Genomic DNA, 21,324 nt, shown 5'->3' on the forward strand with positions numbered 1-21,324 from the left:
CAACTCGGGGAAGAACACAATGGTCGACGAACGGCCGACGACCTTGCTGGCCATGGGCCGCAGGGTCGCAGAAAGGCTGATTACCGGCTCGGTACGCGACCGGCTGGCCCACATCGCCGACACCGATCCCGGCTTGGTGGCCGATGATTTCGGCGACCCGCGTGTGGCCGAGGCGCTCGCGCACGCCGAGGTACTCCTCACAAGCTGGGAGTGCCCGCCGATCACAGCGGATGTCCTGGCCAGGGCGCCCAGGCTGAAGGCCGTGGTGCACGCGGCCGGGACGGTCAAGCATCACGTCACCGAGGCGTGCTGGCAGCGCGGCATCCTCGTGTCCTCGGCGGCGGCGGCCAACGCCGAGCCCGTCGCCGAATACACGCTCGCCGCGATCCTGTTCGCCAACAAGCGGGTGCTCGACATCGCGCGGCTCTACCGCGAACAGCGCGCGGCGCTCGACTGGGATCGCCTCTTCCCCGGCTTCGGCAACTACCGTCGCACGGTCGGCATCGTCGGCGCCTCCATGATCGGCCGCCGGGTGATCGAGCTGCTGCGCCCCTTCGACCTCGACGTGCTCATCGCCGACCCGTACCTGACCGAGGACCTCGGCGTGCCGCACGTGGAGTTGGACGAGCTACTCGAACGCTGCGACGTGGTCAGCCTGCACGCACCCTTGCTGCCCGAGACCAGACACCTCATAGATGCCGCCCGGCTGGCGCGGATGCGCGACGGCGCGACGCTCATCAACACCGCGCGCGGAGCGCTGGTCGACCAGGAGGCGCTCACCGCCGAACTGGTCAGCGGACGGCTGTTCGCGGTGATCGACGTGACCGAGCCCGAGGTACTGCCGGCTGATTCGCCCCTGTACGACTTGTCACAGGTCCTGCTCACCCCGCACATCGCCGGCTCGCTCGGCGGGGAACTGGCCAGAATGGCCGATCTCGCGCTAGACGAGCTGTCGCGCTACGCGCGCGGCCTGCCCTTCGCGTACGGCGTCGAGGCGGAAGCGCTGGCCCGCAGCGCCTAGATGAGCTCAGCCCTTCGTTCCAGTGCAGCATGTGGCTCCGCCGCACAAGGAGGATCTGATGACGACATGGCCGCTCGCAATGAGCACCCTCGGCCTGCCGGGAACTGGACTGGCCGAGGCCTGCCGTATCGCCGTGGCCGCCGGCTGCGCCGGGCTGGAGCTGCGGGCTCATCCCGACACCGGTGTACACGTGGCCATGGACGCTCGGGAACGCGCGCAGGCCGTCAACCTGCTCGCTGAGGCGGGCCTAGCCCCGCTCGCCGTCGCCGGATACACCCGGATCGCCGATGCGAAACCCGACGACGAAGTGCTGGAGAGGTTGCGAGCCGAGATCGTGCTGGCCGGCGATCTGGGCGCGCCGTACCTGCGGGTCTTCCCCGGCGGCGACCGCGACGAGGGCGACGACAAGCGTGCGGTGCGGCGGCTCCGTGCCGTCGCCGCGCAGGCGATGGCGGCAGGGGTTCGGCTGCTGATCGAGACGCACGACTCCCACCCGACCGGCCGGGACATACGACGCCTGCTGGCGGCGGTGGGCGCCCCCGAGGTGACCGGAGCCGTCTGGGACGCACTGCACCCGTGGCGGCACGGTGAGAAGCCGGCCGACACGCTGGCCGCGCTCGCCGACCACCTCGGCTACGTCCAAATCAAGGACGCCGTCTCCGCCGAGGACACCACGCCGGTGCCGCTCGGCGCCGGAGGGGTGCCGTTGCCGGAGATCCGGCGGCTGCTGCTGGACCAGGGTTACGACGGCTGGGTGTCCCTGGAATGGGAACGGACCTGGTACCCGCGGGTGGCGCCCGTCGAGACCGTGCTCCCCGCCGCCCTCGCCTGGACCCGGGGCACCTAGGAGCTCACCGACCGGGACTGGTATCCGCCTTCTTTTACAGCCTGGACGATCTGGTCTCGTACGGGGCGGGGCTCGGCCGGCAGGAGGGCGGTCAGATCGGTGTCGTGGGCCTGGAGGTATCCGGCGCTGATGTTGGAGAAGATTGAGAGCGTGTGCGTGATCTGGTACGGTTCCAGGCCGCTGTCGGCCAGCGCCTTCCGTGTGGTGGACAGAGAGATCGGCTGATAATGGACTGGACGGTCCAGCGCGTCGCTCAGCACCTCGGCGATGTCCTGACCTCCGATCGCCTCGACACCCTCCAGTTCGTAGGTCTTGCCCGCGTGATGACTACGGCGACTCGCGGAGAGGTCGCGCTGGATCTCCGCCGCGACCCGCACGGCGACGTCGGCCAGATCCTCCTTCGCCACGACTGACACCTGCCCCGCACCGAACGCGGCGGCGAAGACTCCGGTCTCGGCGGCCAACGCAGCGGAGGTCGTGGCCAGCCCGACCGGAACCTCGGCGTAGAGGCCGTTGCGCAGGATCGTCACATCGAATGAGGCCTCGGCGAGGCGCGCTTCGGTCCAACGGTGCGGCAGCGCGATCGTCAACATGTCGCCCGACCTCGCCAGGCTGGTGTACACAACGTGCCGGACGCCCGCGGCCTCGGCCGCGTCCACCACCGCGCCATGGCGGGCCAGCACCACGTCGTCCTCCGCGTATCCGGCCGAGACGAATACCAGGACGTCCACGCCTCGCAAGCCGTCGGCAAGTGAGGCTGGGTCGTCGAAGTCGATCCGGCGCGCGGTCACCCCGTCACCCGAGCGGGTGCCGCCGACCACATCAATGCCGTCCTGATCGGACAGACGACGGAAGATCAGGCCGCCGATCCCGCCGGAGATGCCGGTGACGAGAATCATTTGATGCTCCTCGATGTTGGTGCAGTTGGAACGAAACCGATCATCCGCGCCGGACTGCGGCACCGTAAGGAGGCACTTTCGTGTCAGTCACGAACACGGCGGTAATCCCACAGGTCAACGGCCCTATTCCCGCCGGACCGTGCGGTGACGACGACTGCGGGATACGCGATGTGCTCGACCGGCTCGGTGATCGATGGACCGTGCTGGTCCTGGTTGAGCTGTCCAAGGGAACGCGCCGCTTCCGGGAGCTGGAGCGGGCGATTCCCGGTATCTCGCAGCGGATGCTCACGCTGACGACCAAACGGCTGTGCCGTGACGGGCTGGTCGAACGGACCGTCTATCCGACTATTCCGCCGCAAACTGACTATCGGCTCACCCCGATGGGCAAGAGCCTGGCAGATATGGTGTTCGCCCTGGCCGACTGGTCCCGCGACCACAAGGAGGCCGTCGCCGCCGCCCGCAGCCGCTGGGACCAAGAGCACCTGTAAAGACCTGCCGCTTACGGCCTCTGAGTTGTTCAGAATCTCGTCTCCTGGCTCGGAGCCGCTTCTGAGGAATGGCTCTATGAGGGATCTCTGAGCCGCCTGCTTCCCTGGTCATGTGCCTCGGACCGCCCAGCGGGCCGACGGGGCACGCATCCGGAGAAACGTGTCCCGGCTACGCGATGGAAAGCAGGAATGCGAAGCAGACAGTCGCCAACGAGCGCGAGGGCCTGAACAGTCCGGAGCGTCTGGAGAATCGTCGGCTGGTGATTGCACCAGCGGCAATCCACACCGCGCGGGCATTGTCGTCTGGACCCGGAACGACCTTGCTCCGCCAGCCGGTGCCGCGTGCCCAACGGGTACTGCCGGCCGACTTCCCCGGCACGTGGTTGGAGTCGCCTACGGCCTTGTCACGATTGCGCAGGCGCCGCGCGCTGGTCCGGTGGTGACTGGCTGGTCGCCGCCTGGGTGACGGGCGTGGGTGCCGCCCCAGCCCACCCAGCCGCAGATGATCATCATCCCCGTGCCCCAGCAGCTCGACGCGGCGCAGAAGCCCGGCGGACGCCCAGAACACGCCTGCCGAGTTCAGGTTCACGATCCCTGAGTCCTGGGGTCGCTACATCGGCTGGGGAATCGCCGTCGCCGCCGTCGTGGCGCTGCTGCTGCTCGGGGTCGACCCCGGACCGCTCCTCAAGCACGTCGCGTCCTGGCGGGGAAGCACGGGGCGTCACAAGGCCGGGCGGCCGCGCATGTTTGCGGCCGCCCAGCTGGCGTCACCACGATCGGCAGCCCGCGGACACCGAGGAAGGCTCGACGAGGTGACACCGACGATATTTTCACGTAGGTACTGGACGACATCTTCGCGGAGGTGGCCTCCGCGCTGATGTGGCTGCGGGGGATCAGAGGCGGTTGAAGCCGTCGGGCTCCGGTCTGCGCCGACGCGGATGCCGGGTGAGGCTGTAGCCGCCGACGCCGGTGACGGCCGCGATGGCACCGCCGACGGCGGTCCAGGCCCAGCGGGCCGACAGGTCGGGGAGCCAGTCCCAGCTCCAGCCGGTGTCCTTCTCCTCCTCGGCCGCGACCGGCGGCGCCGAGGTCAGCACCGTTCCGGCGGCGACCGGCTGGGTCAGCGGGGTCTTGAGCTCGCCGCCCTCCGGCTGGATGTCGTCGCTGTCATGGGCGGTGATCCGCATCGCCACCTGCATCGGCAGGCCCAGATCCTGCTCGGGCAGTTCGGTGACGGCCAGTCGGACGTAGTAGGTGCCGGGCAGCGGGTCGCCGGACCACGGCTCGGCCCAGGCGCGGACCTGCCGCAGGGTGCAGCCCAGGGTGACCGATGCGGCGCGGGCCGCCGCGGTCGGGGTCTGGGCGCCCGCCGTACAGGCCTGGCGGCGGCGGAGCCCGTCGAAGACGTCCACCGCCCAGCTGGATCTGCCGTGCCGGGAGGCTGCGGGCGGCAGGGTGACGGTGATCGCGATCTTGTTGGTCTGTCCGGCTTCGGAGGTGAACGACCAGTAGAGGTAGTCGCCGGTGGAGCCGGCCAGCTGCACCGGCTGTCCGGGCTGGACGGCGGTCCCGGTGAGGAAGGAGGATCCGGCAGTGGTCACCGGCGCCAGGCTCTCCGACGGGGACGGCGACGGCAAGGCGGTGTCGGCGGCGGCCGGACCGGCAGAGAGCAGCAGGGCGGCCGCGGCGGCGGACAGCGCCCCAGCACAGCAGCGGAGGGAAGTCGTACGCATCGTCAGTTCTCCATCCAGATCGCGACGCGCCAGCGCGCCAGCCAGCCGAAGACCAGGCCACTCACCAGACCGGCGAGGGCCAGCAGGCCGAGCAGCCCCCAGCCGCGGCCCAGGTCCGGGCCGTTGGGGGCGGGGGAGGAGTCCACCACGTCGACGGTCAGCTCCAGCGGCATACCGGGCGTCGCGGCGGTGGTGGCGGTGGGCGAGGAGAAGGAGTTGCTGACCACCAGGCAGACGGTCTGGTCGGGAGCCTTCCTCTCGGCGGACCAGCGCAGGCCGGTGGAGAGCACATCGGTGCGGCCGCTGCCCGCGTCGGTGCCGCGAACCAGCTCCCGGCCGTCCTGGGAGACGGCCCGCAGCAGCACGCCGTAGTCGCGGTTGAGCGCGCGGTCCAGGGAGACGCTGACGGAGGCCCGCAGCTCCTGCCCGTCGCGGACCTGGACCCGGTACCAGCGGTGCTCCTGGAACTGCTCCCGGTCGGTGTAGGCGCCGGGGCTGAGCAGCGGGGCGCGGGTGCAGTTGTCGGTGCCGTCCACCTGAGCCGGGGTCTGGGTGTAGGTGGTCGCGGCGCGGTCCACCAGCTGGTTGATCCGGTTCGTCAGCTGGGTCTTGCTGGTGACGGCGGTGTAGGTGCCGCCGGTGGCGGAGGCGATGCAGGTGAGCTGCCTGCGCACCTTGTCATTGAGGGTCAGGCCGAGGGTGTCCACTACCAGGTGGGTGCCCTGCGCGGCGAGCTCCCGGGCGACCTCGCACGGGTCGGGCGGGGCGCAGGTGTCCTCGCCGTCGGTGATCAGGACGATCCTGCGGGTGGTCTCGCCGGTTCCGAGGTCCCGAGCGGCGGCGCGCAGCGCCAGGCCCACCGGGGTGAAGCCGGTGGGGCGCAGGGTGGCGACGGCGGTCTTGGCCTCCAGCTTGTCGATCGGGCCGATCGGCACCAGCAGCTGGGTGTCCCTGCAGCCCACGGCCTTGACGTTGCCGGGGTAGGTGGCGCCGAGGACGCGGATGCCGACCTGGGCCTCGGCGGGCAGCGCGTCCAGCACCTCGTTGAAGGCCTGCTGGAGCACCGAGATCCGGCTGTGGCCCTCGATGTCGCGCGCGCGCATCGAGCCGCTGATGTCGAGGACCAGCTCGACCTTGGGCGGTTCCTTCGGGGTGGTCTCATCGACCAGCTCGACGTTGGGCGGTTCCTGCGGGGTGGTCTCGTCGGCGTGAGCGGGGGGCGCACCGAATATGGAGAGGGCGGCCAGCGTCCCGAGCAAGGCCGCGGCCGGGCGTCGTCTAATGATCACTCGGCGATCCTAGTGATCATTAAGATTACACGGATCACCGTCCTTGCCCGGCTTTGTGGCCGCTCTCGATCTGAGTGACTATTTGAGTGACAACGGCGACGGACGCCCGCAGTTCAGAGGTCGGACCCCGAGATCGGGGATCCGGGCTTTCGCTTCCTGGACCGTGGTTGGACCGCGGGATCAGACGTCACGCCCCGTCTCGGACCGTCACGGAGCCGCCTTTCTTGGCACTGGTGACGGTGATCGGGTATGAGGAGGGCGGCACGACCCCGTCGGCCCAGCCCGCCACCGTGGGTGATCGAGTGTCCGCCGAGTCTCGCGGGATCCACGACGATCAACTCGTCGAGTTCGACGGCTACCCCTTCCGGGGCCGCGTGTGCGGCGGGGTATGTCGGGGGCTCCTCTCGTCTCCCGCGACGAACGGGTTCTCGGCATGGTCTTCGCCGCGGATACGGATCAGGAGGGCAAGGGGTACGCGTTGACCGCCCGGCAGCTCACGGTTGCCGCTGAATGCTTGACGCACTGGTCAGGTGTCCTCGCCGCCGCCCAGGCTGTCTTGGATCTCGCCCTGCTTCTGCTCCACCACGGTTTTGATCAGGGTGGCCAGGCCCAGCGCCACTCCGGCGATGATACCGTGATGATCACCCACTCGACGGCTGAGGCGCCACGTGTAGGGGCGGTACGGGCACGGTGAACCCGAACGGCCAAGCAGGCCTGTAGGTAACCGCCGGGTCCAACCCCGTCGTCTTCTCCTGGTTCTCGGTCAGGCCCACGATTGGCAGGTGGGACCTGCCTACACGCGAGGCGGCGGCGCCGGAAGACGGGGACGCTGGTCTCGCCTTCGGCCCCGTCCCGGGCAGGACGGGGCCGAAGGCGTGCGGTAGAGACGGTCCGCGTAACCGTTGCGGCTATCGCGTCCGGCGTGTCCGCACGACCATCGTCGCAGCGCACGCGAGGGAGATCACCAGCGAGGCCGCGGACAGCCCGACCGCCCACGAACTCCCCACACCCGACCCGGTCGCGGGCGCGCTGTCCGCGGCCAGAGACACCCGGTCGGTTCCCGTCGACGAGGACGACGCCGCGTCGCCCTTGGGCACGAGCCGGAGTACCGGCGCGGGCCGCTCCGGCTCGTCGCCGCCGGCGGACGGATCCTGGATCCAGCGCACGATCTCGCCGTTGCTGTAGTGCTGGAGCGCCTTGAACACCAACCGGTCGGTATTGGGCAGCGGTCCGGCGCTCACGGAGAACTCCTCGTACTCACCCGGCTGGATGCCTGACTTCGAATCCGTCGCAGTCCAGGTGATCTGGCCGACGACCTCGCTGATCTGCGCGCCGTGCGCCTCGATCGGCGCGGCCAGCTTGGTCTTGGTGATCTCGTACGACCAACCTGGGTGTGGCTTCACCGAGACCGAGGCGAGCGGGGTGTCGGTCGGGAGCTGAACCTCGATTTTGGTCGTGCTCGCGTTGTCGCGCTCGTTGGGGACGCGGAACGTCAAGGCGGCGTAGCCACCCTGGGTGGCCGTGTCCGAGGTCACTTTCACGTGTGCGAACGCCACCGCCGGCATGATGCCGATCAGGCAGGCCGCCATCCCCACGGTTACGAGGCCACGTATCGTGCGGCGCAGCATATGCATTCTCCTTGTTGTGCTGGCGATCAGGAATCGCGACTGTGCTATTCGGTTACATAGAGCTCGCGTGCGGCGGGCTGCGGTCCAGCCCGCGGGTCTCGGTTCAGCCCAGCCTTCGCAGCACCTTCTCCATGGCGTCCCTGGCCTTGTCCGCGGAGTCGGCGCGGTCTCCGACGATCTTCTTCTGGGTGAGGTCGAGATAGAGGATGAGATTCGCCCGACGGAGCACCACGATGGCGATGTCCTCGTAGTAGACGTCGTCCATCCCCGGAGGGAATGTGTGGGCGAGTTGCTGCACGTACCCCTTCCACCCGAACACCTCGAGCGGACGGCTCGTCACGCTGTAGGTGCCGAGGATGATCGGCGGTCCCCCGTTCACCGCATACGATCCGGGGCACTTGGCCAGCCCGGAGTCGACCTCGTCCATCGCGCCGTCGGCGATGGCGCTCGAGCCGAAGACAAGGGCGTTCTGGGTCACGTACGGGACGCGCGAGTCGGTCGCTCGAGCGGGCTCCACGGCGAACTGCCCCACGGGCTCGCCGCCGACCGGCTGCACCACGTTGGACGGCGCATTGGCCGCATCCGAACGCTGGACGTACGGGCAGGTCTGTATGGCGCTCGGCGGCACGTAGTTGGTATGCGAGTGGAAGTTCCGGTCGTACCAGTAGTCGCGCGCGCCTTCGCCGGCGTCCTTGGCGGTGTAGTACGCGGCCTTGACATCGTCGGCCGTGTAGTGCGGCTTGGTCGCTGTGGCGTCCGCGGAGGCGGAGCAGCCGGAGCAGCCGGTGAGGGCGGCGCAGATGGCGGCCAGCGCGAGGGCCGACGCGGCACGGGGGCGCAAGGTCACGGATGGCTCACTTCGTCGGGGGAGGCTGCGATCGACCACGGGCCGTCAGGTGTCGTTGTCCGGACGCAGCGTGCTGGCGAGGGTGAAGGCACCGCTTTTGACGGTCAGCACGAGATGGTTGTCGTACTTGACCGTGTGGTCGGGGGCGAACCGAAGCGCACCCATGAACGTGGTGAAGGTGTCCTCGAGCTTGGTCAGCTGCTCGCTGTTCAGTGCGCGCTCCACCTTTCCCGTCTGCGTCACGGCCTGCCCCAGGGCGCGCAGCGCGTCGTAGGCCTGCAGCGCGTCCCGCCCCGGCGCGCGGCCGAAGGCCTTGGTGAAACGCTTGGTCCACGCCTCAGCGGCGGGGAGGTTCTGCGGGCTGGCCGTGGCGATCACGTATGCGCCCTCGGCGCCGTCAGTGCCGGCGGCTGACAGGAACTCGGAGCTCTCCGACTGCGCGGAGGCGATGTACATGCCCTTGTACCCGGCCTTCCGTAGCGCTGCGGCGAGCCGGCCGGATTCCCGGGCCGAGCCGGCCCAGTACACGACGTCGGGGTCGGCGGCCAGCGCGGTGGCGGCGGCTGCGGCCATGTCCTGCCGTCCGGCCGTCAGGGTCTGCTTGCTGACCACCTTGGGAACGGGTGAGGCCACCGAGATCACCTGTTTGACCAGGTAAGCGGACTGCGGGGTGTCATCAGCGATCACCGCGAGCCGCTGGGCGGTGTTGTAGGCCATCCAGTGCACCGTCGCCAGCGCTTCCTGGTACGGCGTGGCGTTGGTGAGATAGGCCGTAGGAGTGTCCTCCGCGCTGACCAGTGTGGGTGAGTTGGCGGAGGTGATGAGGAACGGCAGTCCGTTGCCGCCGAGGACCCGCGCGGCGGCCCCGGCGGCGTCGTCGCAGACGCCTCCGATCGCGCCGGCGACGCTCTCGGTGAGATGGAGCCGCTTCGCGGCCTCCTTGCCGCTGTCGTCGAGGCACTCGTCGTCGACGGTGACCAGGGAGATGTGCAGCCCGATGACCCCGCCCCGGACGTTGAGGTCGTTCGCGGCCATCCGCGCTCCATCCACCAGGTCCTGCCCGCGCGTGCTTTCCGGCCCGGACAGCGGGGCGATCACACCGAAGGCGATCTCCTCCCTGGGTGCGGCCGGCGTGGCGCCGCCCGAGCTGCACCCGCCCGCGGCCGGGAGCGCGAGGACGGTGAGAGCCAACGGCACGAGCCAGTGGGTGTGGCGGGTCCGGCCACGGCGGTCGAGGTTCGTCGGAAGCTGCATGGGTGCTTCTCTCGGCTCCGGTACGTGTTGAAAGGGGGACGAGGCCCACGGCGTCGGGGCCCAGGGAATGGGAAGGGGACCCCCGGGTGCCCGCTCACGGGCTCGCGCCGTGGTGACGCGAGCCCGCGAGCGCTCCGGCGCCGCGGAGGCCTTCCGCGGGTGAGGTATCTGCCGGGAGGCCTACTTCTCGCAGGAGTTCCAGCAGACCTTCTTCTCCTGCTTGCCGGGGATGTCGCCGGTGAACTTCAGGATGTCGACGCCACGGCCGTAGTCGGGGACGTAGACGTACCCGTTATGCCAGTAGGCCGAGGAGGCGTTGCTCCCGATGATCGCCGGGCTGTCGGGGCCGCCGGCGCGGTCGGGCACCCGGAACCAGCCGACCTGCTGCGGGTTCCTCGGGTCAGAGATGTCCAGGAACCGGACGCCCTGCTCGTAGTAGCCGCCGACGACGATGTTGCCGTTCACCGTGAACCAGTGCGCGGAGCAGTCGCCGGTCTTGCCCGTTGGGTCGACGTAGTGGCCGGGCTTGTCCCCGGGGTTGTACGTGGCGAGCCGCGTCATCTTGACCGGGTTCTCCGGCGTGGAGGTGATCCCGTCGGCGTCGTGTGTCCCCTCCAGCGACGCCAGGATGAACACGCCGGCCTTCGAGCAGTTCTGGTTGTTGTTCTCGTTGGTGATGAGCATCACGTCGCCCTTGGGACGGTCTCCCAGGGCGTTCGGGAAGCGGTAGGCGTTGTGCAGGAAGGCGCCCTCCGAGCTGCTGACGCTGCCGCCCGCGTACGGGATCGGGTCATAGGCCGTCGCGTAGCGCTTGGTCTGCGTGGCCGGGTCGAAGTGCTTCCCGTCCGTCCAGTAGCCGCGGACACCGCCGCTGCCCGAGACCCAGACGACACCGTCGAAGTCGACGTCGATGCTGTGCGTGGAGCCGCTCGTCGCACCGGTGCGCCGGACGTCGGAGACGACGGCCTGGCTGTAGGTGAACGGGTGGTTGACGTCACGTACGTCGGTCACGTAGACGGGGGAGCTCACGCCGCGCACACCCGACCCCACCGACCAGATGAAACGGCAGTCGTTGATGCACGTCGCGGTGTGGCCGAGCGGAACCGGGTGGAAGCCCAGCAGCACCGGGTGCCACGGGTCCTTGATGTCGATGATGAACAGGCCCTTCTTGCCCGAGTCGCGGGTCAAGAAGACGAGCTTGCGCTTGCTGTCGACCGTGAGGTTCTCGCCCTCCCAGAACTGGGTCATGGTCTCGCCCGGCTGCCTCAGCTGGTCGACGGTGACCGCGGAGATGTACGTCGGGTGCTCAGGATCCTTCAGCGACCAGACGGCCAGGCCGCCGGTGCCGTTGGCGACCATGACGTCGTAGCCGAGCTTCTCGTAGTGCACGAAGTTCAGCGACGAGAACGCGGGGCACTTCGACGGCTTGAAGGCGGGGCAGCTCGAGTTGCCGGACAGCACCCCGCGCACGTGGCCGACGACCTCGACGTTGTCGCTGTGCGCGGCGTTGTCGGGGAACACCCCGGTGTCCGGGAGGGTCTGCGTCCCCTCGGTGCCGGTGCCGTCGGTGACACCGGCCAGCGACGCGGCCTCACGCTCGGCGTTGTTCGCCGCCTCTGCCGCGGCCGCTGCCGCTGCCGCCGACGCGGCGGCCTTCTCGTTGTACTCCAGCTGCGCCTGCGCCGCGTTGGCGGATGCTTCCGCAGCCTTCGCGGCGGCAGCCTCCGCCTTGTTCTTGTCGGAGATCTTGCCCGACTCCTCAGCCGTGGCGGCGGCGTCGGCGGCCTTCTGCGCCTCCTCCTCAGCCTTGGCCTTGGCCTCGTCCAGACGAGCGGCTGCCCTGGCGGCGTCCTTCGCGGCCGCGTCCGCCCGGTTCTGCAGGCTGGTCGCCTCGGCATTGGCGGACCCGACCGTGCCGGGGTTGACCGGACCGGACGGATCCGCGTATGCCGGGCCGAGGCTCGCCGTCTGCAGCACGACCGCCGTGACGAGCACGGCCGCGCCCGTCAGAAGGGCTCTGCCCTTCGACGCTCCTCCAACAGGTAAGAATCTCACCGTTCCTCAAACCTCCAATATGATCTTCGTGGATGCGGCCCTAGCCGAGGCGGGCCAGGGTTGTCTTCATCAACGCCTTGACCTTCTCGTCGGAGTCGGCGCGCTGGCCCACCGCCTTGATCTGCGCATAGCCGACGTAGATGATGGCGTTGGCCTTGTGCACGACGACGGTGACCAGATCGTCGTAGGTGTCCGGGTTCACCTCCGGGGGCGAGGTGTGCACGAGATGCTGGGCGAACCCCTTCCAGCCCTCCATCTCGATCTGCCGGCTGCCGACCTTGTAATCGCCCACGACGGACGGCGGTCCACCGAGTACGCCGAACGTCTCCGGACACTTGGCGGACTCGGCCACGACGGTGTCCATCGTGTTGTCGGCGAGCGAGGAGCTCTGGAAGACCGCCGCGCCCTGTGTGACGACCGGAAGCGACGACGTCCCCGCGAGCTGCGGGCCGATGATGAACCGCCCGGTCGGCTGCCCACCCACCGGCTCGACCGCCGGCTGCACATCGACCTCGACATCCTCGGAGCGCTGGACGTACGGACAGGTCGGGATGCTGTTCGGGGGCGTGTAGACGACGTGCGAGGCGTGGCCGTTGTCCTTGAACTCGGTCGCGCCTTCGCCCAGGTCGCCGGGGCTGACGAGGCCGGACCGGATGGAGTCCAGGGTGTAGGGCGGCTTGGTCAACGGCTGCGGAGCCCCGCTGGAGCAGCCCGCCAGGACGCCGAGGGCGAGCACGCCGGCGGCGGCCCTGCTCACCCGGCGGGTCACCCGGCGCCGGGACGCTTTCCGGTCAGCGCCTCGCATGTGTGTCACCAGCCTTTCAGCGTGCCGTGAACGGGACACGCACGGGTGTCTCATCGAAGTCGGAGACTCGAATGTCCAGTCGCAGCACCCACGCCCCCGGGTAGGGGATGGACATCAAGTTCGCCACGTAGTGGCCGGGTTCGGCCGCGGAGATCTTGACGGGCAGCGCTGGGACCGTGCGGTCGCTCGACTCGAGCTCACCGGAGACCTCGGGCACCGCGACCAGCGAGCCGTCCCGCCCGGTGAGGTAGATGTCGGCCACGTTGCTTCCCGACCTCGCCGGCTCGATCTTCACCTCGACGGAGCCGCCCCGCAGCCCGGTGGCCGGGTCGGCCCCGTCCGCGGCGCCGGGAACAGGGACCTTGGTGTGCACCGGCGGCGCGTAGCTGGTGCGGGCCGGGGCGGTGTCGACCAGGACGGCCGTGATCGACACGACGGCGACCCCGAGCACGACCTCACCCACGACCGAACGGCGCAGCCGACGCACCGCGGCGGAAGGTGCGGCGTCGAGGCCGAGGGGCTCGCGGCTGTGTTCGCGGCCGTGTTCGCGGCTGCGCCGCCGCACGAACCGCCGCGCTCCGGCGGCAAGACTCACCACGGCGAGGACGGCGGCGAGCTTGCCGAGAAGCAGCCGCCCGAAGTCGGTCCCGCCGAGCGCACCCCACGTCCCCACCTGCCGCCAGGACAGATAGACGCCGGTCACCGCGATCATCGCGAAGCAGATCTCCGCGAGCCGGGAGAACCTCGGGAGCGCGGGATCCAGAGAGACGGCGCGGGCGGGCTCCCGCCTCCCCGCCGGGATGAGCACGCGGGCCGCGAGCAGAATCAAGCCGCCCAGCCACAGGGACATGGTGAGCAGGTGCAGGCTCGTCACCGGCACGGCCAGCCAGGTCTGCACGCCGGTCTGTGCGTGATCCGCCAGCGTCCAGGTCAACGTCAAGGCGACGGCGCCGACCGCGGCGACCGCGGGTAGAACGATCCGGCGGGTGGCGCCGGCCGCACCGGCACCGCCCGTACCGGCACCGCCCGTACCGGCACCGGCAGGGAGCGGGGAGGGGCGCACGGCGACCCCGAAGGCCACGCCGAGGGCGAGCACGATCACCAGCCGCACCAGCAGCGCGTGGCCCAACCGCGTGGACAGCGTCGCGCTGAGCAGTTCAGGGTCGAACACCCCTGTCAGCGACATGCCGGCGGCGTACGGCCCCTGTACGAGCAGGACCACCACAGTGCCGGCGGTCAGCGCGGCGAAGCCGGACCACACGATGCGCCGGCCGCGGCGGTCGTCTCGGCCTGCGGGCCAGAGTACGGCTACGAACAGCGCACCACCGAGGGCGAGGGCCATACCGAGAAAGGCCAGGCCGCGGCCGACCGTGTCGACGACGGGGACGGCGGGGTCGGTGTCCTGCTCCACCGGGGTGGCCAGCGCGCTCGGGTGGCCGATGCTGAAGCTGAACGCACCCGACACGACGTGCGAGTCAGCGGACGTGACTCGCCAGGCCAGGACATAGGTTCCCTCGGCCAGATCCGTGGGCAGGCTCACCCGCGCCGTGTTGGCCTTCCCGTCCACGTGCCCCGGGGTACCGATCGCCAGCTTCTTCGCGGTCACGTCGAGCAGCTGAATCGACCGCTGGTTGAAGTTCACCGCCTCGTTGAAGCGGAGCCGTACCTCGGCCGGGGGCGAGGCCAGCACCTCGCCATCGACGGGCGAGGTCTCCAGCAGATAGGCGTGCGCGTACGCCGGATGCGTGGCCACGACGGAGACGAGGTCCGCGACCAGACCGCCCGCCACGAGGAGCGCGACCACCGCCAGCCGCGCGATCAGCCGGGCCCGACGATGTCCCGGGGGGCGCATACCGCGCGTCATTCGGCCGGGTCCGTACGCAGCTTGCTGGCCAGGGTGAACGTGCCGCCCCGGACCTGGGCGATGACGTAGTTGTCGTACGCCAGCGAGTGATCGGCGGCGAAGCGGAGCGTCCCGGTGAAGGTGGTGAAGTCCTCGAGCTGCGGGAGGTTGTCGACGACCTTCGAGCGAGCCGTGTCCCCCGCCTGGCGCACCGCCTGCGCCAGCGCGCGGAGCGCGTCGTAGGCCTGCATCGCGTCACGGCCCGGGTCCCGCCGGTAGCGGTCCTTGAAGCGCGCAGCCCAGTCTGCCGCCGTCGGGAGAAGCCGTGGGCCCGCAGACGTGGTGAGGAACGCGTCCTCGGCCGCCCCGCCCGCCGCCTGCAGGAACTCGGGGCTGTCCGACTCCGAGGAGGCCATGAAGTAGCCGGTGTAGCCGACCTGACGTAGTGCGCTCACGAGCCGTCCACCCGGTTCCGCCGCCCCGGTCCAGTAGACGAAGTCAGCCTTGAAACCGGTGACGGTGCGGGCGAGCTCCGCGAGATCAGGCCCCTTCGCTGCGGCGCTCCGTCTGCTCACCTTCAGGCCGTCGACCTTGACCCGGTCGGTCACCAAGCTGGACAGCCGCTGCGAGGCCGGCGAGCCGTCACCGAGCACCGCCACCCGCTGCGGGCTCCGGTAGCCCATCCAGTGCACCGCGGCCAGCGCCTCCTGGTAGACCGTGCCCTCCATCGGGAACACCGACGGCAACCCGGCCCCGACCAGCCGGTCGGGGCGGGCGGAGGAGACCAGGAACGGCGTGCCATCCGCGGCCACGGCCTTCGCCGCCGTCACCGCCGCGTCCTCGCACAGCCCGCCGACCACCCCCACGACGCTCGTGGCGGCCAGCCGCGTCGCCGCCTGCTCGCCGGTTGCCGACGCGCAGCCGCCGTCCTCGACGGCCAGCCTCACCTGCCGCCCCAGAACCCCGCCCTGGTCGTTGATCTCAGCGGCAGCCAGCTGTGCCCCGTCGACGAGGTCTTGCCCACGCTCGGCCATCTCGCCCGAGAGCGGGGCCAGTACCCCGAACGTCATCTCGCCCTGCGGCCTCGGGGCACCCCTGCCCTCATCGGAGGCAGAGCACGCACCGAGGAGACCGCTCACCACCAGCGCGGTCGCACCCAGCGCGACCGCTCGCACGGCACCTCTGCGTCGCACCGTCTACCTCCATGCCCGTCACCGTCGAAAGCCGGCTCGAGCGCAGCGGTCGCCACGCTCGAGCCGGTGCTTTCGCTCAAACGGTTACTTGTCGCACGAGTTCCAACAGATCTTCTTGTCCGGCTCGCCGGCCAGCTTGCCGTCGAACCGCAGGACGTCGACGCCCCGGTTGTAGTCAGCGACGTAGACCAGCCCGTCGTGCCAGTAGACGGCCGATGCCGAGCCGCCGGTCACGCCCTGCCCCGAGGGCACGCGGAAGTAGCCGACCTGGGTCGGGTTCCTCGGGTCCGACACGTCGATGAAGCGGGTGCCCTGCCCGTACCACGCCTGCGCCACGATGTTGCCGTTCACCGTGAACCAGTGCGCGGAGCAGCTACCGCTGGTGGCCGACCCCTCCTTGCCCCACGGCGACCAGTGGCTGATCAGTTCCAGCCGGAACGGGTTCTCCGGCGTGGAACGCCAGCCCTCACCGTCGTAACTGCCCTTCAGCGAGGCGATCTTGAACTCGCCCGCCTTTGAGCAGGTCGTGATGTTCTCGTTGGTGATGTAGAGCAGCTCGCCCTTGTCGAAGGAGCCGAGCTTCTCGGTGTTGCGGTAGGCGTTGTGGTCGAAGTAGTCGAAGAAGTCGGTGCCCGCCGGGTTGGTGGCGACGACGGTCCCGCCCGCGTACGGCACCGGGTCGTACGCCGTCGCGACGCGGTTGCGCTTCTGCACCGGGTCGTAGTGGTTGCCCTCGGTCCAGTAGCCTCGTACGCCACCCTCACCGGAGGCCCAGGCGATGCCGTTCTTGTCGACGTCGACGCTGTGCACGTAGTCCGTGACCCCGTCGTGCCGGCCGAGATCGACCGCCCGGTCGAAGGTGTACGGGTGCTTGATGTCGTGGATGTCGGTCACCCGCACCGGCACGCCGTTCCAGGAGGGGTCCTGGCCTGGCGTACCCGTGTTGGCCGGACCGACCGACCACAGGTACTTGCAGTCGTTGATGCAGGTGGCCGTGTGTCCGGCCGGGACCGGGTGGAAGATGACCGTCTCCGGCTTCCACGGATTCTTGACGTCGACGATGTAGACGCCGGACTGACCGGTTTTGACGGTGCCGCCGAAGCCGCGCGGGTCCCGGGTGAGGAAGACCAGTTTGCGCTTCGGGTCGACGGTCATGTTCTCGCCTTCCCAGAACCTGTCCTGGGTGTCCCCCGGCAGGCGCAGCTCGGCCGCCGTGATCTTCGAGATCAGGGCCGGGTGCTCGGGGTCCTTCAGCGACCAGACGGCGAGCCCGCCGGTGCCGTTGGCGAACATGAAGTCGTAGCCGTACTTGTCGTAGTGGATGAAGTTCAGCGCCGAGTAGCCGCTGACCCCCCTGACGTTGTCGATGAACGTGACGTTGCCCGCGACAGCGGTCGTCGGGGCGTTGTGGACGTCATCGAGGATCGGACCGCCATGGGCGGAGTTGTCCGACGGGCTCGAGTCGGACGGCGTGTCGGCGAATGCTGCGCCGGCTCCAGACAGCTGTAATAAGACAGCCGTAGCAAGAGCGGCCGCACCCGCCATGAGGGATTTCGTTTTCACCACACCCTCCCTTAAGGGGCCCTCAGTGCAGGTTGCTAACCGTGCGCCCGAAAAGCCGCACATGGCACATGACTCTAGAAGCGGCATTAGCGGTCGTCATGGTGCAAATGTCGAAAATGCTGCCCCCTCTGCTTCCGTCATTCGTCGTGATCGCGCCCTGACATGCCCTTGCGGCCCTGGTCGTCGCCAGTTGGCCGGCCTGCCGGACCGCTGGAGCCGGACGTCGAAGAAGTCGCGGAGGTCCTGTCCGAAACCCAGTGCGCGATGGCGATCAAGTCACCGGCGTCGGCGAGGCCCTGACGCGCGATCCCGCAGGACCTGCGCTGGCAGCTGATGCTGCTCACCACCTCGTGCCGGTGACATCACCCTGATCGGCGCGGAGGCGCACCCGCCGTACAACCGTCCGTCGCACTCGAAGAGCGTGTTGGGCGACGACGACGTGACCCTTCCTGGTGCCGAGGAGCTCGAAGGGGAGTGGCTTCGGAACAGGCGAGCCGTACGGCCGCGCGTCGCAGCATCCCCGCAGAGGCGCTGCGAACTCGTCATCGACGCCGATGAACTACTGGTGGGAGGTCGACGGAATCCGTGTCTCGGTCATCGGGGCGTGAGGACGGACGCGTCAGGGATTCGGGCGGTGCGGACATCGTGGCGTGGTCAGCTCGCTCAGCCGGCCGGGTCGGCTGCGCCTGCTGTCAGCATCAGCCGGCGGAGCGAGCGCCCGAGCACGACCGGGGCGTAGTCGAAGTCCTGTGGTGCAAGGCACAGATCGCCGAACCGCTCGAAGAGGCGTTCAATCGCGATCTTGGTCTCCAGTCGGGCGAGCGGAGCACCGAGACAGAAGTGGCGACCCTGGCCGAATCCCAGGTGAGGGTTCGGGTCGCGCAGCAGGTCGACGCGTTCGGGCCCGTCGAACATGGCCGGATCGTGGTTGGCGCTGGAGATCGCGAGGAAGACGTGGTCGCCGGGCGCCAGCTCGCGTCCGCCGAGCTCCATGGGTTCCGCCACCCGGCGTTCCATGATCTTCGCCGGACCGTCGTAGCGGAGGAACTCCTCGACGGCGGTCCGGGGGACCTCGCCCAGCGTGCGGATCAGATCGAGCTGGTCGGGGTTCCGCAGCAGCGTCAACGTACTGTTCACGATCAGGTTCGCCGTGGTCTCGTGCCCGCCAAAGAGCAGGAGCGTGCACGCGCCGACCATCTCGGTGTCGCTCAGCACGAACCCCTCGGCTCGGGCGGCGATCAGTGCGCTGATCAGGTTGTCGGCGGGCTCCTTCTCGTACCGACGGATCAGCTCGGTGAAGTACTCCGTGAACTCGTCGCCCGCGTCGCGGGACCGCTCGAACATATCGGGGCGGTCGAGCGTGCCCAGGACCAGGGTGGCGAGTTTGTTGCTCCACCACTTGAACTCGTTGCGGTCCTCGGGGGGTACGCCCAGTAGCTCGGCGATGACGATGGCCGGCAGCGGGAACGCCAAGTCGCGCACGAGATCGAACGGTTGGGAGGTGTCGATGTCGTCGATGAGCTCGCACACGATGCGGTCGATCCACTCGTGCATCGATGTGACCCGACGTGGGGTGAACGTGCGGCGAAGCGGTGCGCGCAGGCGAGCGTGCTCCGGTTCGTCGCGAAAGGCCATCCACCCCTCGAGGATGGTGAGCGTGGTCGAAAGGCCGGCCAGCTGGTCGGGTGTCAGAGACTTCTCCGACGGTCCCACGCGTTCCGAGGACAGACGGCTGTCACGGAATCCGGCGAGCACGTCGTCGTAGCGGGTCACGAGCCAGGCGGCGTCGGGCTCGCTCCAGTGGACGGGGTCGTGCTCTCGGAGACCGGCGAAGTACGTGTAGGGATCGGCGAGCGCGGCGGGGTCGAGCACCCCTTTGGTTTCCGGTGTCGGCATGGCTCCTCCTTCGAGACCACGAAAGCACTATTTGACGTTCAATGTCAAATTCTTAGATCTGGTTGGGCCCTTGACACCTCTGGGGGCCGCCCGTACCGTCGAATATGCCGTTGTACGTAAAGTACTAGCCAGAGGAAGGCTTGATAGGCACAGGTCGACCAGAACGACTGGGACACCGAGGTGACGGCCGCAGGTAGGTCATGCGACACGACGACAACAGGAGTGCAATGTTCTCTGAAGAGACCCTCGTGTCTTCGCGCCGGCTGGCAGCAGAGTGGGAACGCAACTACCAGAAGATGGTCGATCGCTTCGGTGAGAACGCCCCGACCCGAGCGAGGGCGCCGGAGACGCACTCCGGGTTGCCCATCAAGAACGCCTACTTCCCCCACGACATCGAGGACCTGGACCTCGGTGTGATGGGGGCACCCGGGTCCTATCCCTTCACGAGAGGCAACCTCGCCGCACAGCACCAGCTGATGTCGTGGGCGAACCAGCCGGTCATCGGTTACGGCCTACCCGAGCACACCCGTGCCCGCATGGACTTCCTCGAGTCGCAGGGCATGGCCGGCTACTTCGGGCAGACCTTCTACAACCTCGTCTACGACCTCGTCTCCCATGAGGGCCTGGACCCCGATCACCCGGGAGCTCGGGGCCGCTCCGGCCAGTGCGGCATGGCGGTCTACAACGTGCGTGACATGGATCGGCTCTTCAAAGGTCTCGATCTGCGGCGCATCAACGCTATCCACATCACGTACTACCAGGTGATCCCGGCGCTCGCGCAGTACATCGTGCTGGGCGAGCAGCGTGGGCTCCGCCCCGACGAGCTGCGCGGCAACTCGATGAACTGGTACCACCAGGCGGCCTACGTCGGCATGTCGGCATTCCCAGCCGACCAGGGGCTGAAGCTATCGGCCGAGCTCATCTCCTACTGCTCCAAGCACATGCCCCGGTGGAACACCACCAACATCGTTGGCTACTGCCTTGAGGAGGCGGGCGGCACGGCCGTGCAGGAGATCGGGGTGATGCTCGCGGTGGGGCGCGATCTCGCTCGGGCCTGCATCGCCGCCGGGGTGAAACCCGACGACTTCCTGCCGAGGATCGGATTCCAGTTCGCGCAGGCCAACGACTTCTTCGAGGAGATCGCCAAGATTCGGGCCATGCGCCGCATCTGGGCGACGACGATGCACGAGGAGTTCGGTGCCCGGGATCCGAAGTCGATGAACGTTCGGATCCACACCCACACCTCTGGTGCGGTCCTCACCGCCCAGCAGCCGCTCGTGAACCTGATTCGAACGTCGATCCACGCGCTCGGCGCCGCGCTGTCGGGAACCCAAGCGATGGAGGTGTCGGCCTACGACGAGGCGCTCGCCATCCCCTCCGAGGAGGCGGCCACCCTCTCGCTCCGGGTCCAGCAGGTGATCGAGGAGGAGACTAACGTCTGTGCCGTCTCCGACCCGCTCGCCGGCTCGTACTACGTCGAGTCGCTCACCGATCGTGTTGCGAAGGCCGCGATGAAGGTCGCGGACGAGATCGAGCAGATGGGCGGGTTCGTCGAGGCGCAGAAGGCGGGCTGGATTAGGGCCGAAGTCGAACGCTCGTCCGAGCGCTGGCGGGAGATGGTCAACAGCGGCGAGCGCCGCATCGTCGGCCTCAACTGCCACGTGGTCGAGGAGCCCGAGCAGCCCGAGATCTTCAAGGTCGACCCCGAGGTGCAGCGGATCGCGATCGAGCGGATCCAGGAGCTCCGCGAGACCCGTGACCAGACCCGTCACGCCGCCGCGATGGAGCGATTCGAAGAGGAGGTTGCTCGGTTCGCCAAGGCCGAGCTGCAGGATCTCGGGAACGACCGCTTGATGGAGGCGGCCATCGATGCTGCTCGGGCAGAGGCATCGACTGGCGAGATGATGGCCGTCATGAAGGCGCACCTCGGTTGGGGCGCCCCGCACGAGTTCTGAGCCACCGA

General features: G+C 68.9%; 16 protein-coding genes. 4 read left to right on the forward strand and 12 right to left on the reverse strand.

The features are described 5' to 3' along the window. Window positions 1-19: 19 nt before the first annotated feature. Both QSK17_RS16780 and QSK17_RS16785 read left to right on the forward strand, forming a co-directional pair. The gene (locus QSK17_RS16780; RefSeq protein ID WP_285705729.1) at window positions 20-1,021 is read left to right on the forward strand and encodes a hydroxyacid dehydrogenase; all 1,002 of its coding nucleotides are present in this window, start codon (window positions 20-22) and stop codon (window positions 1,019-1,021) included. Between the two features lie 58 nt (window positions 1,022-1,079). Next, window positions 1,080-1,868 carry a sugar phosphate isomerase/epimerase family protein gene (locus QSK17_RS16785; RefSeq protein ID WP_285705730.1) on the forward strand — a complete coding sequence of 263 codons (789 nt, stop codon included), beginning with the start codon at window positions 1,080-1,082 and terminating at the stop codon, window positions 1,866-1,868. On the opposite strand, the gene QSK17_RS16790 is transcribed toward QSK17_RS16785, so the two are convergent. Beyond that, window positions 1,865-2,767, reverse strand: a complete 903-nt coding sequence (locus QSK17_RS16790; RefSeq protein ID WP_285705731.1) for an NmrA family NAD(P)-binding protein — start codon at window positions 2,765-2,767, stop codon at window positions 1,865-1,867. The two genes, QSK17_RS16785 and QSK17_RS16790, sit on opposite strands and share 4 nt — an antisense overlap. 80 nt (window positions 2,768-2,847) lie before the next feature. Between QSK17_RS16790 and QSK17_RS16795 the strand changes: the two genes are divergently transcribed. Then, window positions 2,848-3,255, forward strand: coding sequence for a winged helix-turn-helix transcriptional regulator (locus QSK17_RS16795; protein ID WP_352231808.1), 408 nt, complete (start codon window positions 2,848-2,850; stop codon window positions 3,253-3,255). Between the two features lie 893 nt (window positions 3,256-4,148). Here the strand turns inward: QSK17_RS16795 and QSK17_RS16800 are convergent. The 11 genes from QSK17_RS16800 to QSK17_RS16850 all read right to left on the reverse strand — a co-directional run bounded on the left by QSK17_RS16800 (window position 4,149) and on the right by QSK17_RS16850 (window position 19,361). After that, window positions 4,149-4,988, reverse strand: a complete 840-nt coding sequence (locus tag QSK17_RS16800) for a hypothetical protein (protein ID WP_285705732.1) — start codon at window positions 4,986-4,988, stop codon at window positions 4,149-4,151. Window positions 4,989-4,990: 2 nt separating this feature from the next. Beyond that, window positions 4,991-6,277 carry a VWA domain-containing protein gene (locus tag QSK17_RS16805; protein ID WP_285705733.1) on the reverse strand — a complete coding sequence of 429 codons (1,287 nt, stop codon included), beginning with the start codon at window positions 6,275-6,277 and terminating at the stop codon, window positions 4,991-4,993. A gap of 908 nt (window positions 6,278-7,185) precedes the next feature. Further along, complete coding sequence (locus tag QSK17_RS16810) at window positions 7,186-7,905, reverse strand: YcnI family copper-binding membrane protein (protein ID WP_285705735.1); 720 nt, start codon at window positions 7,903-7,905, stop codon at window positions 7,186-7,188. 103 nt (window positions 7,906-8,008) lie between these two features. Then, entirely contained in the window at window positions 8,009-8,752 is a 744-nt protein-coding gene (locus QSK17_RS16815; RefSeq protein ID WP_285705736.1) for a hypothetical protein, read from the reverse strand. A gap of 45 nt (window positions 8,753-8,797) precedes the next feature. Next, window positions 8,798-10,006, reverse strand: a complete 1,209-nt coding sequence (locus QSK17_RS16820; RefSeq protein ID WP_285705737.1) for a branched-chain amino acid ABC transporter substrate-binding protein — start codon at window positions 10,004-10,006, stop codon at window positions 8,798-8,800. A gap of 180 nt (window positions 10,007-10,186) precedes the next feature. Then, the gene (locus QSK17_RS16825; protein ID WP_285705739.1) at window positions 10,187-12,001 is read right to left on the reverse strand and encodes an LVIVD repeat-containing protein; all 1,815 of its coding nucleotides are present in this window, start codon (window positions 11,999-12,001) and stop codon (window positions 10,187-10,189) included. 100 nt (window positions 12,002-12,101) lie between these two features. Further along, complete coding sequence (locus QSK17_RS16830) at window positions 12,102-12,866, reverse strand: hypothetical protein (protein WP_285705740.1); 765 nt, start codon at window positions 12,864-12,866, stop codon at window positions 12,102-12,104. A gap of 16 nt (window positions 12,867-12,882) precedes the next feature. After that, window positions 12,883-14,718, reverse strand: a complete 1,836-nt coding sequence (locus QSK17_RS16835) for a copper resistance CopC/CopD family protein (protein ID WP_285705741.1) — start codon at window positions 14,716-14,718, stop codon at window positions 12,883-12,885. An 8-nt stretch (window positions 14,719-14,726) separates the two neighbouring features. Further along, window positions 14,727-15,902, reverse strand: a complete 1,176-nt coding sequence (locus QSK17_RS16840; protein WP_285705742.1) for a branched-chain amino acid ABC transporter substrate-binding protein — start codon at window positions 15,900-15,902, stop codon at window positions 14,727-14,729. A gap of 84 nt (window positions 15,903-15,986) precedes the next feature. Continuing rightward, window positions 15,987-17,465, reverse strand: a complete 1,479-nt coding sequence (locus tag QSK17_RS16845; RefSeq protein WP_285705743.1) for an LVIVD repeat-containing protein — start codon at window positions 17,463-17,465, stop codon at window positions 15,987-15,989. Window positions 17,466-18,128: 663 nt separating this feature from the next. After that, window positions 18,129-19,361 carry a cytochrome P450 gene (locus QSK17_RS16850; protein ID WP_285705744.1) on the reverse strand — a complete coding sequence of 411 codons (1,233 nt, stop codon included), beginning with the start codon at window positions 19,359-19,361 and terminating at the stop codon, window positions 18,129-18,131. Window positions 19,362-19,588: 227 nt separating this feature from the next. Between QSK17_RS16850 and QSK17_RS16855 the strand changes: the two genes are divergently transcribed. Next, window positions 19,589-21,316, forward strand: a complete 1,728-nt coding sequence (locus QSK17_RS16855) for an acyl-CoA mutase large subunit family protein (RefSeq protein ID WP_285705745.1) — start codon at window positions 19,589-19,591, stop codon at window positions 21,314-21,316. The last annotated feature ends 8 nt before the right edge of the window (window positions 21,317-21,324 follow it).

It is taken from the genome of Microtetraspora sp. NBRC 16547 (assembly GCF_030268965.1).
Lineage (GTDB): Bacteria > Actinomycetota > Actinomycetes > Streptosporangiales > Streptosporangiaceae > Microtetraspora.